The following is an 18,343-nucleotide window of genomic DNA, read 5'->3' as shown; positions in this document are numbered from 1 at the left end:
CCAAATGCTTCGCCCGTACAGTTGTCAGTTGTTCGTTGTCCCTAGTCCCTAGTCCCCAGTCCCCAATTCCTATGGCTATCTTATCATCATTATTTAGTATAAAAAAAAATACACGCACAGTTGGACGTGGTGTCCAATCCACATTTGTAATTTTATTCACATTATTAATGTTATCTGGTATCGGCGCTAGATTAATATATTTACAAATTATCGAAGGAAAAAACCACCGCATCCGCGCAGAATCTAATCGGATTCGGATTATTTCCAAACAACCAGAAAGAGGTAATATTTTTGACCGAAATGGTAAATTATTAGCCAGCACCCGTTATCCCCGATCTGTATATTTGTGGCCAATGGCACATACCAAACCCTCCTGGCCGGTAGTTGGTCCACGTCTAGCCAAAATTCTTGACACCTCCCCAGAAGAGATCGAGAAAACACTTGAACAATCTGCTGTTAATCATTCTTCACTAATTCGCATCGCTCGCAATTTAAACGAAGCACAGGTAACAGCCTTAAAAGAGTATGAAAATGAACTACCAGGAGTAGAAATAAATACTGAAGCGGTGCGTTATTATCCTCATGGTCAAGAGTTGGCTCATATACTTGGCTACACCCGTGAAGTTACCGCTAAACAGTTGGAAAAAAAGAAAGCTGAAGGCTACAGATTAGGAGATGTCATGGGTCAAATGGGAGTAGAAAAAGCGTATGAAAAATTGTTAAGAGGTGAATGGGGAGGGCAGCAAATAGAAGTAGATGGTAGCGGTATACCTCTACGAATATTGGGGAGCAAACAAGCGAAAGCTGGTAATGATCTGCACTTGACCATAGATTTAGATATACAAATGGCAGCAGAAAAAGCTTTAGGTAAACGCAATGGCGCAATAGTCGCCATTGACCCTAAAAATGGGGCTATCTTAGCCATGGTATCTCATCCCACCTTTGACCCCAATATCTTTTCTAAACAAAAACTTTCTCAAAAAGATTGGGAAACTGTCCAAGGTTCTGAACATCCTTTAGTCAATCGTGCCATTAGTGTCTTTCCTCCAGCCAGTACCTTTAAAATCGTCACCACAACCGCTGCACTAGAATCAGGTAAATTTTCTCCTGATACGGTATTACAAACCTACGGTTCTTTAACTATTGGTGGGACTACCTTTGGTGAATGGAATCATGCTGGTTTTGGACCATTGGGTTTTGTAGGAGCGATGCAGTGGAGTAGCGATACCTTCTTTTATCAAATTGGTAAGCGAGTCGGTGGACCAACATTGATCGAATGGACTCGTAAATATGGATTTGGTCAAAAAACCGGCTTTGAATTTACTACAGAAGAGTCCAAGGGTTTAGTTCCTGATGAAAATTGGAAACAGAAAACATGGAAGATACCTTGGAGTGTCGGTGACACTGTGAATATGTCCATTGGCCAAGGTGCTTTACAAGCTACACCTTTACAAGTCGCTGTGATGTTTGCTGTTCCGGCTAATGGTGGTTATCGCGTCCAACCCCATGTGTTGAAAGATAATGAAGAAGCTAAAAGCTGGAGAGAATCATTAAATCTCAAGCCCACAACTGTCAAAATTTTGCGTGAAGGATTACGAAAGGTGGTTAGTGAAGGTACAGGTAAGGTCTTAAATGTCCCCTCTCTTCCCCCGGTAGCCGGTAAGAGTGGGACGGCTGAAGCTTGGAAGAAAGGAGTTAAAGAAAATCACGCTTGGTTTGGGGCTTATGCACCTGCGGATAAGCCAGAAATTTTAGTGGTGGCCTTTGCTGAACATTCCGGTGGTGGTGGTGGTAGTGTTGCAGCACCCATGATTTTAGAAGTAATGGAAAAACATTTTGCTCGAAAATAAGTAGGTCGGCGTTAAAGAATCAATCTATGTAACGAAATATAAATTAACGAATACCTTATAAATAGGGTGTTTCACGGTTTTTACAAAACTAAACATATATCGATTTTATTGGGCAGACTTACTTAGGTGATTGTTAAAAACACAAAAAAATACCCTGAAATTATCTCCAGGGTACATATACGTTTTTCAGGCATTAATAAATTTAAGACTACTCAACCTCAAAAAATATTTCTACTACCTAAAGTAGAGTTATCAGAAAATAGGCTGAAAACCCCGGAATTGACACCTAAAAATCCAAAAAGTTTTTAGTCATCCTTGATGATTAGCGGGCAAGATGCCCGCACTACCAAAAACCCGTCAAAATAAATTTGACAGACTAAGTAGGTGAACGGAAAAAAACCGTAGACGCGGAGCGGCTTCTCGAAGAGTAATATGTAACGAAAAGTAAAGTTGCTCAAAACCTCTTATCTGTTTCCCGTTCCCCGTTCCCTGTTCCCTCTGAATTTGATTTCGCTTCCAAATTTTCCAGCCGGCTTTTCAATTCCTGATTTTGCTGTTTAATTTGATCAAGTTCCTCACGTAATTGCTTCAGGGTTTTGTCTGTGCCAATATTCTTTTGCACTTTACTCACTTCCTCTTCAGCATAGCGACGAACACGGCCATCTGCGGTTTGATTGGCTAAAGATTGCAAAATACCAATGGCTTTGGGAGTTTCCATTTGTCCCAAGGCTGTTAAAACCGCTACCTGAGTTAAAAAGAAAGTCTCTCTAGCAATTTCCGCTAATCGGTCTAAAATTCGTTCAATATTAGCGGGAGTTTGACCAGTGGAAATTTTGCCAACAGCGCGAATTGCACCGAGACGTAATGGTTGCGGTATCCCAGCTTTTGTGTATTCCAGTAATAAACTTAAAGCTGCTTCTGAGGATTTGAATTCAGCTAAACCAGCCACAGCCCCACTGCGGACAACTTCATTCCAACCAGCCCGTTCTTCTAAAACAGATTTGAGTAACTTGATTACCTTGTCTTCATGGGGTTTATCTTCCAAATGTGCCGCTGCTATAGCCGCAATAGTCCGACAAGCCGCAGCTTCTACATAGTAGCTGGCATCCCCATGTTGGACAACACTCTTTACAGCTTTATAGCTATTATGAGTTTTAATTCGCGCTAAAGAACTAATCACAGCCTGCCGCACAAAGGGACTAGGATCATCTAATCCAGCTACTAAACCATCAAAAGCTTGATCTAATTGAATTTCTGCCAATTCCTTAGCAATTTCGACCCGCACACCCCAAAAAGGCTCATTTTTCAAAGCTGAGGATAGGGCTAAAGTCGCTTCCAATCCGCCTTTTTTCGCTAAAGCTTCCGCAGCATAAATGCGAGAAATGGGATGAGGATCAAATTCTAATTGGGCTTTTAATTCGGAAATTGGAAATTCTAACTTGACTGTTTTTAAGTAATTATTGCCCACATCAAAGCTAATAAAATCAGGCTTTTGTGTTAGTGGAAAGTAAAAACTTTGTTCTTTTTCATGTACCCGAACTGTAAAAGTTGTGAGTTGGGAATTTTCTTTATATCCAAAACCAATGGGAATCCTGAGATTAAATAAATCCTTACTATCGGCTGTGGCTTGGGTTTGGGTGACTGTCACCTTCGCTAAATTTGCGTCACCATCCCAGGCATAAGCTACTTTAAAATCAGGATGACCACCACGATAGACATATTGATCAAACAGGAAAGCCAAATTTCGTCCTGTGGCTTTTTCAATTGCTCTTAATAAGTCTATAGTTTCGACAGTGTTGTGGGCGTTGTCTTGAACAAATGTTTGGACTGCTTGCCAAAATAATTCATCGCCCAATTCTGCCCGAATCATGTGATAAACACAAGATCCTTTTTCATAAATGTGGCGGTCATAAAGTTCAATTGCTTCCCGGTAAACATGAGTTACCATGGGTCTGCGGTAGCGACTGCTATCTTCACTTAAATAACTACACGCTTCCTTTAACCGATAATATGCGGCTTCTTGGTCGCCATATTCCCGTTGGGTCCACATTACCTCTGAATAGGAAGCCATGCCTTCCTTAATCCAAGCATGGGACCAATGTTTAATTACCACCAAATCCCCAAACCATTGGTGTGCAAGTTCGTGGACAACTAAACTTTCGGTATTACGATTATCTAATATTGCTCGTTCGTCTAGTAAACATCGGTCACTTAATAGAGTTGTGGAAGTATTTTCCATGCCTCCAAAAATAAAGTCGTCTACGCAAACTTGAGCATATTTGGGGAAAGCGTAAGGATAACCATACTTTTCACTGAGAAATTCAATCATTTGGGGAGTTTTGCCCATGCTGCGTTGAGCATCTGCTTCTCGTCCCTTTTCGACGTAGTAGGTAACGGGTTTATCATGCCACTCGTCCCGAATTTCCGCAAAATCACCAACGGCTAAGGTCATCAAGTAGGTAGGATGAACTTGTTGTTGTGACCAATGGTAGGTTTTGTATTTTGCCTCCTCTACGGTGTCAATTAGTTCACCGTTGGAGATAGCTACTAAGGGATTGGGAACACGAACGCGAATTTCTGAAGTTGATAATTGTCCAGGGTAGTCGAAACAGGGAAACCAGTAGCGAGAATCTTCGTCTTCTCCTTGTGTCCAGACTTGGGTCGGTTTGTGGGGGTAGTGTTTGTTTGGTTGAATAAAGTAAATGCCCCGTTGGGGTTTTTCGGCGGCGTAGGCGATCGCAATTAACAAGCGATGACCAATTTCAGTGGGTTGTGACAGGTAGATACCAAGTTTTTCGCCATCATATTCAAATTTTTGCTCAACTGCGTTTACTTGTACAGCGGTGATCTTCAGATTTACCGCATCCAAAGTCAATCTATCAATCCCATTCCGCACTGGTAATAGGCGAATACTACAAGTTCCGTAGCAACTTTGGTTAGGGATATCCAAACTCAGATCCAGAAAAATATGTTCTACCTGTCCAGGTCGGTCAGGGTTATAGTGTGGTTTTGCCCCTGGTAACTCAAAACGGTTGTGTCCGGTTTTTTCGGTATCAAAATAAAACTGCAACATTTATTATTTCTAGCCTTCTAATTCTAAAAGATTTAATGGGATGTAAATCATACAAGTAAAGAAGTGTAGCGTAGTATGACATTTTTTGATCAGCAAACTCTTCCCTACCTTGATTCAAGAGAATCTTGATCCGTGATCATTTGTTATTGAGTACAAATACTACTAATTTTCCATATAGATTAGTTTTAGAATAACTTGGAGATGAGAAATTGACTATTGTTTTCACAGGAATAAGATATCATTTGCGGATTCAGCCTTAACCATAATGGAGTATTATTTAGACCCAATTACAACTTTTTGGTGAGCATAAACCGTTAATTATATCAGTAATTACCGTAAAATTAGCGGAAATTAGGGATAAAAAAAGGATTTAAACATCAAAATCTCTGGGAATTATGTTTTTTCACCACTTGATTGTAAACTGTCTCTAACCGCGAGGTATTTTCAACCCTTTTATACTCAATATGCGATATTTACTGATATCAACTCAGTTGACAAAATCCCCAAAATATACTTGTTTTTCATGGGTTCTCCATTAGATAAAATCCTCTGTCTACCAATGATCATTGCGTAGATTCTGCAATAAAATTTACAACAACAAGGAGCATTTACCAATGTCTGAAAAGAAATCATCATTTTTAATCCCTATAATCGGTACTGCTGTAATTATAGCAGGAGGCATAGCAGCTTATATGTATCTAAAGGGTGGTGGTGATAGTTCTAGTCCTTTAGGTAGTGCTAAATTAGTACCTGCAACTGCTCTAATGGCAACTTATATTGACACTAATCCTGAATCCTGGCATAAGTTACAGCAGTTTGGTACACCGGAAGCGCAGAAATTACTGGCAAAAGAATTCCAGAGTTTCAACCAACAAATGTTGAATGATCATAAAATTTCTTACGAAGCAGATATCAAACCTTGGGTTGGTGGGGTGATGATTGCGGTACTACCACCAGATGCAAAAAAAGTATCCGAGAATAACTTTCCCGCCTCCGAAGCCCCAAATTATTTGTTAGTGGTAGGGATTAAAGATAAAATAGCTGCTTTGAAATTTGCCAATAAGTTGAAAGACCAAAAAAACGTCAAAATTCAGGAATCGGACTACAAAGGTCAAAAAATTATCGAATCTACTGGTCAAGGTCAACCGACTTATGTAACAGTTTTGAATAATGACCATTTGCTGTTTACATCCAATAAACAATCTGTAGAAAAAGCGATTGATACCTATAAAGGTGAACCTTCTTTTGCTAGTAAAGAAGGGGCAAATGATATTCTTAGCAAAGGTGTGGATGTTAAAAACAGTTTAGCGCAAATTTATGTTCCTGATTATGCCAATATGGTACAACAATTAACTGCTTTCAATCCTCAATCTAAACAATTACCTCCACAAACCCTCGCGCAAATTAAGCAAGTCAAATCACTGACAGCAGGTGTGGGCATAGATGATGGCGGATTAAGATTAAAAGCAATTGTGAATTTAGATCCCCAACTGAATAAATTTGAATATCAAACTACTCCCGCCAAAATTGTGGGACAATTCCCCAGTGAAACTTTGGCTTTAGCTAGTGGACAAGGTATTAGTAAAAGTTGGCAAACTTTTGTGGAACAATCTAAAGATTATCCCGAATTAAATCAAGGAATTCAACAAGCGCGGACTCAATTAAAAAGTCTGCAAATTGATTTAGATAAAGATATTTTTGGCTGGATGAATGGAGAGTTTGGTTTAGGTGCAATTCAATCTAATCAAGGTTTATTAGCTAATACCGGTTTTGGAGGTGCGCTAGTATTAGATACGAGCGATCGCAAAACTGCTGAAGCCACTTTCACTAAACTCGATAATTTTGCCAAACAGCAACGGCTGAATGTCGCTCAAAGAACCATTGGCGGTAAAAATGTCACAGAATGGCAAATTCCCCAACAAGGCGCTCTAGTGGCACATGGTTGGCTCAATGATAATACGGCATTTCTGGCTATTGGTGGACCCGTTGCGGAAACACTAGCAGATCGCAAAGGTGCAGCACTTGATCAAAGTGATACTTTTAAAACTGTTACAGGTTCTTTACAAAAACCCAATGGTGGTTATTTCTATTTAGATATGGAAAAAACCAAAACCATAATTGAGCGTTTATCCGCTCAAAGTCAACCTTTACCTGCGGACGCTACTGCTATTCTCGATTCTCTTCGTGGTATTGGTGTGACTGTTAATAGTCCTAGTAAATCTCTGACTCAAATGGAGATGCTGTTATCTCTTAAATCTGGTAAAGGGAAATAATATTCTTTTTTGAATTTTTTTCACTTTCAGACGCACAAGGCACAGAGAGTAGTTTGTAGGGTGCGTCAGACCCGATAATTTCGTAAAAAACAGATATCTTCTCTCTGACGCACCTTATTCACTGGAATCAGATTTCTAGAATAATTGACCGCAGATGAACGCAAATAAACGCAGATAAGAACGGATGAATTAATGGATTTTATGATTATGTGCAGTCAAAATAGATCGGTTTGTAGCAAAGAGTTTAGCTCTACTTTTGAGAATCCAAAATATAGAAAAATATCTCTTTGTTATTAGAGGTTGTTTGAAAACTTTTTCGTGTGGGATCTGACACCCGCAGATCCCCCTAAATCCCCCTTGAAAAGGGGGACTTTGAGGAATTTAGCCCCCCTTTGTAAGGGGGGTGGGGGGGATCTCGATTAATTCTGATACTTTTCAAACATCCTCTTAGATACAATTAGCTCTAACCTCCATTATAAGAGTATTGTAGTTTTACAAATCAGTCAACAACCGTGCTTTTCTAAGAATAAACTTTAACACAGTTTCATTTTTAGCAATAATATCAGCTTGCATTTCCATTCCAGACTGTAAAGCATTTTTTGAATCATCTTTTAAATATAACTTGTCTGGTTTAATGGTTACTTCATAGTAAGGAATAACCGGATTATTGCCTGTATTTTGTGGGGTGATTGCATCAGGAGAAATTGCAATTACTGCCCCTTTTAAAATACCATAATCTGGATAAGGATAGGCACTCACTCGCATTTGTGAGACTTGTCCAATTTTAACCTTACCAATATCTTGTGTAGAAACCCTAGCTTTAATTACCAAAGGAGTATTACTAGGAGCAATTTGAGCAATTTCTTCTCCTGTGCGGACAGTTTGATTAGTGTTACGCAAATTTAACTTCAGAATAACTCCAGATATTGGTGCAGAAACAACAGTTTTATTGATATCTTTTTGTACTTGCAAAAATTCTTGTCTATCACTCCAAAATTGTTTTTTTAGTTCGCTTTGACGCTGTAATAAACTATTACCCTCTTGATTTAAACGAGCTAAACTGGCCATTCCTGATGCTTTTTCTTGGGCAATTTTTTCTTGAGCTATTTTTACTAATCCATCACTAGGATTAAGAGTAGCTAATACTGCTTGTAATCTGGCTTTTGCTGATTCTAAGGATTTGGATTGACGGATTATAGTTTGCTTTTGACTTTGTAATAATGCGGTGCGTTCTGCTACTGCTTCCTGTTGTTGTTCAACTGCTAATTGTGCTTCTTCTAATAGGTTTTTACCTAATGCAGATTGTCCTACATTTTGATATCGTTCCCGTTTTTCCTGTGCTATCCTCAAGGCAGACTGACTAGAACGTAAAGATGCTTCGGACGCATTGAGATCACTTTGGGCTTTTTGCCATTCTTCCTCAGCAACTTGCACATTTGCCTTAGCTTCATTAACCTGAGCTTTTACAGCTAAACTACGCTCTCCATACTCTTTCTCTACTCGTAGATAGTTATAGATATTAGGGGTTTAGCAATGCTAAACCCCTACCATTATTCTGTATAAAATCCTCAGACAAAATAACCAAATCTATAGAGACGTTTGTTGTACATAACTAAAGATAGTTATCAATATTCATGAAAAAATATTCCATTGTCCTACAACAAAACGAAGAAGATTGTGGTGCTGCTTGTTTAGCAACTATTGTTAAATATTATAAAAAGAATTTTAATATTAACCGCATTAGAGAAGCTATCGGCACAGGACAATTAGGAACAACATTAACCGGATTAAGAAGAGGTGCGGAAAACCTGGGATTTGATACTGTATCAAAACGAGCGCAACCAGAAATATTCGACAAAATGAAAGATGCACCTTTACCAGCGATTATTCACTGGAAAGGATATCATTATGTAGTATTATATGGACAAAAAGGCAAAAAATATATTATAGCTGATCCGGGTGTGGGAATTCGTTATATTACCCGTGAAGAACTGGCTCAAAATTGGGCAGGATTAACGACACTTTTATTACAACCTGATCCAATTCGCTTTGCACAACAGCCAGATGATAAAGTTCAAGGTATCAGTCGCTTTATCCACCGTGTTCAACCTTATAAATTCATTCTATTCGTAGCATTTTTAATTAATATTTGCGTTGGTATTTTGTCTTTGAATTCACCATTTTTAATTCAGATTCTCACTGATGATGTGCTAATTCGTGGAGATACAAATATTTTGCGAGGAATAGCAATAGCCATTATCGTCATGAATCTAGTTAGTAGTTGTTTAGGAGTAGTACAAGCTAATTTAATTACACAATTTGCTCAACGTTTAGAATTAGGATTTGTTAAAGAATTTGCCAGAAAAATACTCCGGTTACCCTTAACTTACTACGAAACCCACCGCAGTGGCGAAGTGATTAGTCGTTTACAAGATATTCAACAAATTAATCAATTAGTCAGTCAAATAGTTATTAGTTTACCCAGCCAGTTCTTTATTGCAGTTATTTCTTTTGCTTTAATGCTGTTTTATAGCTGGAAACTTAGCTTATTCATTATATTATTAACCATTTTAAATGCTGTATCACCTCTAGTATTTCTCATACCTTTGCGTCGAAAAATTCGAGATATTATGGTTTTAGATGCAGAAAATCAAGGTATCTTAGTAGAAACATTCAAAGGTGCAGTTACTCTAAAAACAACCACCGCAGAACCTCAATTTTGGGAAGATTTACAAAGTAGATTTGGAAGACTTGCTAATTTAGGGTTTAAAACAGCCCAAATAGGAATTACTAATAGTACCTTTTCTGGTATTATTTCTAGTATTGGAGGAGTTGCTTTACTTTGGATAGGTAGCAGTTTTGTCATTAGTAAAGAACTAACTATTGGGCAATTATTAGCTTTTAATAGCATGAATGGTAATTTTTCTGGTTTTATTGGTGCAGTTATTGGTTTAATTGATGAGGTTGTCAGAGTTAAAACTGCAATTGAAAGATTAACATCAGTAATTGATTATCATTCAGAAATAGAAAATGACCAGCAGAAAGAATGGGCAAATATTAGAGATACTGATGATATTTATTGTGAAAAATTACTATTTCATCATTCAGGAAGATTAGATTTACTAGATAATTTTAATGTAAAGATATCAGGTGGTAAGGTAACAGCAATTATTGGTCAATCAGGTTGCGGTAAAAGTACATTAGTGAAATTAATTACAGGATTATATGAACAACAAGGAGGAACAATTAAAGTAGGAGTTTATAATTTACAAAACTTAGCCACAGAATGTATTAGAAAACAGGTTATTTTAGTTTCTCAAGACTCTCATTTTTGGAGTAGAAGTATTATCGAAAACTTCCGCTTAGGTTCACCACATCTTACCTTTGAAGAAATAGTTAAAGCTTGTCAAATTGCCGAAGCTGATAAATTTATTGATAATCTTCCTGAGAAATATCTGACTGTATTGGGAGAATTTGGATCAAATTTATCAGGAGGACAACGACAAAGATTAGCCATTGCTAGAGCTATCGTTAATAATCCACCTATTTTAATTTTAGATGAATCTACTGCTGGTTTAGATCCTATTAGTGAAGCCAAACTACTAGATAAACTATTTGAATCACGTAAGGGAAAAACAACGATTGTTATTAGTCATCGTCCTAGCGTCAATCGTAGAGCAGATGAGATAATTTATATGGAAGAGGGACGATTAAAATTACAGGAAAATTTAAATGACGTTCTGAAAATTGAGGGAGAACATTTAAAATTTTTAAGTACGTTATGACATTGCCCGTCCTGCTACTCCTAAGGAGAGACGTGAATATGAAACCGGAATATGATTTTGATCAAGCTAAACGGGGTGCGATTATCCCACAACAAGGTAAAACTCGTATTACCATCTATATTGATGATGATATTTTGGAAGCGTTTAGACAAAAAGGAGACGCTGAAGGGAAAGGTTATCAAACAATGATGAACCAAGCGTTACGAGAATATCTTGATCAAGCCAACCCCCCCTTAGATGAAGATACACTACGCCGAGTCTTTCAAGAAGAACTGCGGGCTGTAACTTTTGTTAGTTAAGTTTATGATTAATTGAACGCGGATAAACGCAGATAAACGCAGATTTTTATGATTCTGTACAGTTTCATATAAAATTGTGATTATTCCATGACGGCTAATACAGATTTTGGTAAGAGTTTTTCTTTAAACCAAATTATCCTTGCGGGAACGTTATCTAGTTTAATTCCGGCTTTTTCTAGGTTCAATCTTTCGGAAATTGCTAAAATTAAGTTATCACAATTAGCCTTTCTAACTTGAGCAAATTTCTTTTGTAAATATTCTGGTCGCCAATAACCGACAATTTCTAAGATAAACACCCGTCCGTCTGGATGAACTAGCCGAAAATCGGGAATCATCACACTACCAGGAATGGGAATTAAATCTACTTCTCGTTCTAAGATCCAACCACTTTTTAAGCCATCCCATTTACTCGCAAAGGATTCTTCTAACATACTATCATAGGGTTTACCTGGGGGATAATGGGATACTAATCCACATTCTGAATTGAGGGTGAATCGTCCGGTTTTCCATTCGTTTGTATAAGAATCACGGGTTTTTAAGGTTGCTGATAAACTCCATTTGGTGACATGAAGTAAAGCCGGAATTAGTTTGGCTATGGCTAAACCGTAGCGGGTGCTGGGAGTAAATAAACTGGTAGGACCATCCACACTAATTGTAAAACCATGATCAGCATCACCTTCAATATAAGCCATTAGTTGAAATAGCTTTAAATAACGAAATAAGAGTTTATATTCTCCGGGAACATTGCGATGTGCATTTAATACTAATTGACTAGCTTTATAAAAAACTCCTTGGACTTGAGATAAATTATAACGATGTAAAACTTCTTCTGGTTTAGGTGCATCAAAAGCAGTTAAAATTTTATTTTCTGATAAATCAGCATAAAGTCCATTTTTTATTTGAGCAGGTAAAACTTCTTGGTTGAGTTCTTGACTTAAATCATCAGCAATTTTATTTAAAATAATATCAGTTGATTCTCGACTAGCAACGGATTTTGCTGCTAATGCAAATACTTTTGCTCTTAACATGGGAGGTTCGAGGGGACTAACTACTTCAAATGTACAAAAACCACTTTTCAGAATATAAGCTAAACCCCGTTTCATGCGGTAATCTGTGGTATCTCCTTCAAAGTCTGCTAACTGACGTTCTAATAATCCTTGAGTTTTTCCGACTGCTTCCTGAAAAAAGCTAATTAATTCAGTTGCTAGATTCAAATGTTTTTGATCAAGTTTCAGTCTTTTTGGGATAATTTCTTCGCCGTTTTGGCGGTGTATCAGTAGGTCTGTTGGTAACATCTTTCTTTTCGGTTGAATAATTAATTTCTAACTGTTCTGCTGCTTTTAAATCGCTTTTCTTTTCACTACTATAAACAACTTGTAAATTTGCTCTTTGCGGTTTTTCTTCCTGACTATTATTTTCTCCTCTGCGTCTGGTTGAAGTTCCTTCTTCGCTGGTATCTTCGGCTATGACTTCATATAAAATTGCCTGTTTATTTTCTATATTACCTTTGCGTAAAATCCTCCCTAAACGTTGAATATATTCCCTCGTTGAACCTGTTCCTGATAAAATAATGGCAATACTAGCTGCGGGGACATCTACACCTTCATTTAAGACATTAGAAGCAACTAAAGTATTATATTCACCTGATTTAAATTTAGTTAGGATTTCATGTCTTTCTTTAACTGGTGTTTGATGAGTAATCGCGGGAATTAATAAGTCTTGAGAAATGCGGTAAACTGTGGCATTGTCAGCGGTAAAAATTAAAATTCTTTCGGGATAATGGGTGGCTAATAAGTCTACAAGTACCCGGATTTTACCATCTGTGCCTAAAGCGATTTCTTTGGCTTGACGATGTGATAACATTGCCCTACGTCCAGGTTGAGAACGCGCACTCATTTGCACAAACATTTGCCAACCTTGGAGACTTCCTAAAGATATTTTTGATTGCTTTAAAAAATCATTGCGAGTTTGAATTAACTGATTATATTTTTCCCGTTCTAATTGGGATAATTTAACCTTAATTTGCACAATTTCATGAGCAGCTAAAGCTTTTCCTGCTAAATCTTCAGCGCATTTGCGATAAACTTCTTTACCAATGAGGATATCTAAATCAGCGTGTTTACCATCTGTGCGTTCTGGGGTTGCGGACAGTCCTAGCCGATAGGGAGCGATCGCATATTCCGCAATAACTCTGTTAAAATCTGTAGGTAAATGGTGACATTCATCAAAAATTATTAAGGCATATTTATTACCCAAACTTTCTGCGTGAATAGCCGCACTATCATAGGTAGCAACTAAAATTGCGGTTCTATCCCGCGAACCACCCCCCAGTAAACCTACTTCCCCGTCAGGAAAAGCCGCTACTAAGTGAGCATACCACTGGTGCATTAAGTCCAAGGTGGGGACGACAATTAACGTGGTGCGCGGTGTGGCTTGCATCGCCATTTGGGCTAAATAGGTCTTACCCGCTGCTGTCGGTAGCACAACTACCCCCTGTCGTCCTGCGAGTTTCCAAGCCGCTAACGCCTCATTTTGGTGAGGATAGGGAGTCATTTCTAAACTGGCAACCAACTCTAAGGGATAAAAAGCCTTAGCTTGATCAATAAAATCTGTGGCTTCTGCTTGGAGTGCTTCAACTAAGGAACGGTATCTAATAGCGGGAATACGGAATTTTTCAATTCTATCATCCCAAATTGCATAATCTATCCAAGTTTTACTGCGTGGTGGTGGGTGTAAAATTAACGTACCACGATCAAAAGTTAAAGTCGGGTGACGAGCCATTTATTTTCTCTCAATCCAGTTACACTGATGTAACTACTCATAACGCAAAATGGGGATTGAGAGAGAGCACAGAATAATAATCATCCATATTTATCTGCGTTTATCTGCGTTTATCTGCGGTCAATTATTCTTGATATTTTATTCTATGCAGCTTCATATTAATTTGGTTTTAGATGTTCTTAATGCCAAGCGCGATCATACTGCTTGGGGACTGATACAGGTTGGCGTAGTTGCTTTGCAGCCCGCCTTGCCCAGTAAGGATCACGTAACATTTCTCGACCGATTAACACCATGTCTGCTTGTCCAGTGCGAAGGATCTGATCGGCTTGTGCCGGTTCTGTAATCATGCCCACTGCTCCGGTAGCGATTTTAGCTTCGCGGCGAAGGCGATCGCTAAAAGCAGTTTGATAACCAGCACCAAGGACAAATTTCTCTCCAGGTACAATTCCCCCTGATGAGCAATCTATTAAATCAACACCCAGGGATTTTAAAATATGACAGAGGGCAATACTTTGCTCAATATCCCAACCATCACTAATCCAATCAATGGCAGAAATCCTCACCCACAGCGGCATCTGATCTGGTAAAATGTTTCGCACGGCTTGAACTACTTCACATAAAAACCGAATCCGATTTTCAAAACTGCCACCGTATTCATCTGTCCGCTGATTGCTCAGTGGAGACATAAATTCATGCAACAAGTAACCATGAGCCGCGTGAATTTCAATTAAGTTAAATCCGGCTGCTAGGGAACGTTGAGCCGCATTTACAAATGATGCAATCAGTTCTTTAATATCTTCAATACTCAATGCTTTGGGAGCAGGACTTTCTAACCTAAAGGGAATAGCACTGGGAGCGATTGGAGTCCATCCTCCTTCAGATTCAGAAAGCTCTCCACCTCCATCCCAAGGTGGTGTGGTACTAGCTTTTCGACCAGCATGAGCAAGCTGAATCCCAGCTACAGCCCCATGATGATGTAGTGACTCGACAATTTTCGCCAGCATTTCAATGTGGGCATCTTGCCAAATTCCCAAATCTTGCGGTGTAATTCGTCCTTGTGGCTCAATTGCCGCTGCTTCCGTCATAATCAGTCCTGCACCGCCCACAGCACGACTGACAAGGTGAACGAGATGCCAGTCATTTGCAAAGCCATTTTCGCTGGAATACTGGCACATGGGTGACACCGCAATGCGATTGGGAAAGTTAACACTGCGTTGATTTAATGGCTCAAATAAATGCGGCATAATTGAATGTCCTGCGGATACCTGTAAAAGATTATTATAGGGTGACTCGATCCGGTTAAAATAACGTACCTATCAATGAAATTGAAAAATGTAAACTTGAAATAATATGGAACAATTTGCAAGTTAGCAAAACGCAAAGCAGAAAATCAAAATATCCTGATTTTCCTGTCTCCTTGCTTTTAACTTCTGACTCCTGAATTTTTTTAAAGACTATTCATTATCTATATTATTTGGCAAAAACTTATTAATCAAAACTTGCAAATTAATTCAACGAATTTGAGCTAATTGAATCAATGCTTCTGCACGTTCCGCATCTTGTTTTTCAATCAGTTCAACATAAATTAATAACTCTTGATGCTCTGTTTCTGTAATTTCTTCAGTTTCATTTTGCTGACGCAAATAATTCAATCTCTCTTGTTGTTCAGCAGATAAACGCCGTTGAATAATTTGAATTAAATCAGTTTCTCTGGTGTCAGATGTCTTTGTTTCTGATACCTGTAAAGCTTGATGAGAAAGAGATTCTAAAAATTCAACTGCTTTTACTAAAGATTCTCCCGGTAATTGTTCCAGGAGTGCAATTGCCCTTTGACGAATTTCTGTAGGTGCAATCATACTCAATCTGACCTCATTTATATATAGCTTAGATTATAAATCTTGCTCTAAACTAAAATTTATTACCTAATTTCAATAGAATACAATACCCATGACCGTACAACTATCACAAACAGACTTCCAACGCCTAACCCGTATAATCCAAAATTTACCAGATTTTGCCAACGTGCGCGATCGCTGTTGTAATTGAGATGCCAAATTGTGATTATTTTAGATTCTATCGCTCAGTCTTCAAACTTATGTTTATGGGAATTTAATCACAGTCAATTCCCAATCTCTCAACCTGCAACAGCTACAATGAGAATTGTTGTGATGTTCTCTATTAGCTAAAGTGTCAGACTCTTTACCATTACGCGAGCATTATCTCGCTTTAATTAACGATATTATCGAAACCACTCTCAAGGGTAAAATTAGCTCTGTAGAGCAGGTTTATCAAATGTTGCTCAAAGGTATCACTTCCGGGACTGGGGAGGTGTTTGAATTAGTTTTGAGCGATCGCCTGAATACGATACAATCTCAGGTAGACTCGGAAACCGATGAACTGAAAAAAGCCAAAGCCACCCGGAGTTTACGCGCGGCTAAAACTATCCAAACTCAATGGCAACGGTGGCAAGAACAAAATAAAGCCACTGAAGCGATATCTCTATCTATGCGGGAAATTACCACAGCCACCGCAGATGAGCGATTAACGGCTTTGCTACGAGCTACTGATCCTAATCAAAAGTATCCCTTAAATTTGTCTCAACTTCAACAGTTAGCCAAATCTTTACAACAATTTGCCAGTGCTAATCAAGATTTTCAGCAAATTGCTGACGGGATTAATCGTGGTATCGCTTCTTGGCAAAGAATCCAAGCAAATTTACTGAATTGGATGTATGAACGCAAAAATTCATTAGGATTTGGAGGTGTACCTGGAGAAAATAGTCCCTGGGCAAGTTGGGCTAAAGTAGTTAATAGTGAAGTTCCCCAAGCCTTTTTTCATACCTTAGCAGTAGAACAATCAGCCCTAGAATTTGCCGAAAAACAACAGGCAATTAGTTTGAGTAATTGGGTAGAATTAACAATAATTTTACAGCTTTTACAAAGGGGTTTAATTAATTGGTTTGACCAACAAGCTTATGATATTCAAGCAGGACCCAAATTATCTATTTCCACATTTTTAACATTTGCCGTAATTTGGAGTCAATTAGCCAGCGGTTTTCAAAATCAAGCTTTAATATATAGTAACAGTGCATCGCAAATCATGCTGCAAATTTTGCGAACCTTTGCCCAACGTCCTTACTTTCCCCTTTACGGTGGGATTTTTGCCTCATTTTCTGGTAGTTATTTACGAGATGCTTTAGATTATTTAGATGCCCCTTTACGTTCTGCCGAAGGTACTCAAGAAAAAGCCCGGATTTTGACATTATTGGGGTATTCCCAGCGCGGTTTAGGCAGATATGATCGCTCCCTTGATTTTCATCAACAAGCCGTAGAAATAGCCAGAAATGCCGGAGATAAAATCTGTGAAATCGCCAATCTTAACCATCTGAGTCGGACTTATGTGCAACAACAAAATTATGGTGAAGCAATTAATTATAGTCAACGGGCATTAATTTTTAGTAGACAAACCGGGGACAAAACTGGAGAAGCTAACGCTTTAGTAAATCTAGGTTATAGCGAAGTCATGCAAGCCAAGCAAACAGAACTTAGTGAACCAGAAGTTTATGAATTTGCAATTAACTATCTGGAACAAGGATTAAAACTAGCAGAAAAATTAAATGATTTACAAAGTCAAGCTTTATGTTTTAGTAGTTTAGGAATTGCTTATTTAGTTACCGCACAATATCCAACAGCAATTAACTATTTAGAAAATGCCTTTAAAGCCGCCCAAATTTCCGGAGATTTGTATTTACAAGGCAGAAATTTAGCATATTTAGCTGAAGCTAATTATCTTATGGCTAATTATGAAAAAGCCAGTTATACTGGTAGTCTGGGAATGTATCTTTTAGATCAAATTGCTTCTGATGAATGGCGACAACCTGCTGGTTTATTGACTATTATTAGGGGACAAATTGGTACAGACAAATTCCAATTATTACTCCAACAAAATCGCCCCAAAATGATTGCCATTATTGGTGTTGATGGCTATGATTATATTCCTACATTGTTAGTGAAATATCAAGAGGATATGTAATTACTTACCTGTGGGTAGAGAAGGCAAATTAGGGAAAAATACGTTGATTTACCCTTAATATAAAATGTTGGGTTTTCTTGCGTCAATCCAACCTACCTCACTAGAATGGACACCTATTCTATAATTAGGACTAAATGTCTTTGAAGTGCTGAATAAATCTTGTCTAACCCCTAGTGTTTAGAATTAGGTTGCGAATTTTGCTATGCTTAATGTATTGTAGACTATATGTCACAGAACAGTAACCTTTTAT

General features: G+C 38.2%; 11 protein-coding genes. 5 read left to right on the top strand and 6 right to left on the bottom strand.

Annotation, left to right across the window (positions count from 1 at the left end; all coding sequences use genetic code 11):
- The first annotated feature begins 71 nt into the window (after window positions 1–71).
- The gene (gene mrdA / locus FJR06_RS21275; protein ID WP_041457618.1) at window positions 72–1,850 is read left to right on the top strand and encodes a penicillin-binding protein 2; all 1,779 of its coding nucleotides are present in this window, start codon (window positions 72–74) and stop codon (window positions 1,848–1,850) included.
- A gap of 454 nt (window positions 1,851–2,304) precedes the next feature.
- Here mrdA and FJR06_RS21270 read toward each other — a convergent pair whose 3' ends face one another.
- Complete coding sequence (locus FJR06_RS21270) at window positions 2,305–4,923, bottom strand: M1 family metallopeptidase (protein WP_168652223.1); 2,619 nt, start codon at window positions 4,921–4,923, stop codon at window positions 2,305–2,307.
- A 614-nt stretch (window positions 4,924–5,537) separates the two neighbouring features.
- Between FJR06_RS21270 and FJR06_RS21265 the strand changes: the two genes are divergently transcribed.
- On the top strand, window positions 5,538–7,196 hold the full coding sequence (locus FJR06_RS21265) for a DUF3352 domain-containing protein (RefSeq protein ID WP_168652222.1): 1,659 nt from the start codon (window positions 5,538–5,540) through the stop codon (window positions 7,194–7,196).
- Window positions 7,197–7,688: 492 nt separating this feature from the next.
- On the opposite strand, the gene FJR06_RS25015 is transcribed toward FJR06_RS21265, so the two are convergent.
- Entirely contained in the window at window positions 7,689–8,630 is a 942-nt protein-coding gene (locus FJR06_RS25015; protein WP_051155164.1) for an HlyD family efflux transporter periplasmic adaptor subunit, read from the bottom strand.
- A gap of 200 nt (window positions 8,631–8,830) precedes the next feature.
- Here FJR06_RS25015 and FJR06_RS21255 point away from each other — a divergent pair, with 200 nt between their 5' ends.
- Entirely contained in the window at window positions 8,831–10,981 is a 2,151-nt protein-coding gene (locus tag FJR06_RS21255) for a peptidase domain-containing ABC transporter (protein ID WP_015078610.1), read from the top strand.
- A 38-nt stretch (window positions 10,982–11,019) separates the two neighbouring features.
- Window positions 11,020–11,280 carry a BrnA antitoxin family protein gene (locus FJR06_RS21250; protein WP_015078609.1) on the top strand — a complete coding sequence of 87 codons (261 nt, stop codon included), beginning with the start codon at window positions 11,020–11,022 and terminating at the stop codon, window positions 11,278–11,280.
- A gap of 80 nt (window positions 11,281–11,360) precedes the next feature.
- On the opposite strand, the gene FJR06_RS21245 is transcribed toward FJR06_RS21250, so the two are convergent.
- The 4 genes from FJR06_RS21245 to FJR06_RS21230 all read right to left on the bottom strand — a co-directional run bounded on the left by FJR06_RS21245 (window position 11,361) and on the right by FJR06_RS21230 (window position 15,917).
- Window positions 11,361–12,575, bottom strand: a complete 1,215-nt coding sequence (locus FJR06_RS21245; protein ID WP_015078608.1) for a DUF790 family protein — start codon at window positions 12,573–12,575, stop codon at window positions 11,361–11,363.
- A complete protein-coding gene (locus FJR06_RS21240; protein ID WP_015078607.1) occupies window positions 12,505–14,061 on the bottom strand; it encodes a DEAD/DEAH box helicase in 1,557 nt (518 codons plus the stop codon). Before FJR06_RS21240 ends, FJR06_RS21245 begins: the two co-directional genes overlap by 71 nt.
- A 179-nt stretch (window positions 14,062–14,240) precedes the next feature.
- Window positions 14,241–15,305 carry an NADH:flavin oxidoreductase/NADH oxidase gene (locus FJR06_RS21235; protein WP_168652221.1) on the bottom strand — a complete coding sequence of 355 codons (1,065 nt, stop codon included), beginning with the start codon at window positions 15,303–15,305 and terminating at the stop codon, window positions 14,241–14,243.
- 267 nt (window positions 15,306–15,572) lie between these two features.
- Window positions 15,573–15,917: a hypothetical protein gene (locus FJR06_RS21230; RefSeq protein WP_168652220.1), complete on the bottom strand. Its 345-nt coding sequence runs from the start codon at window positions 15,915–15,917 to the stop codon at window positions 15,573–15,575.
- 331 nt (window positions 15,918–16,248) lie between these two features.
- Here FJR06_RS21230 and FJR06_RS21225 point away from each other — a divergent pair, with 331 nt between their 5' ends.
- A complete protein-coding gene (locus FJR06_RS21225) occupies window positions 16,249–18,093 on the top strand; it encodes a tetratricopeptide repeat protein (RefSeq protein WP_168652219.1) in 1,845 nt (614 codons plus the stop codon).
- Window positions 18,094–18,343: the final 250 nt, after the last annotated feature.

Origin of the sequence: Dolichospermum sp. UHCC 0352, from assembly GCF_009711925.1 — a bacterium.
Taxonomy (GTDB): domain Bacteria; phylum Cyanobacteriota; class Cyanobacteriia; order Cyanobacteriales; family Nostocaceae; genus Dolichospermum; species Dolichospermum lemmermannii.
Note: the sequence above shows the minus strand (reverse complement) of the source record. Positions and strands in the feature narration are given on the sequence as shown.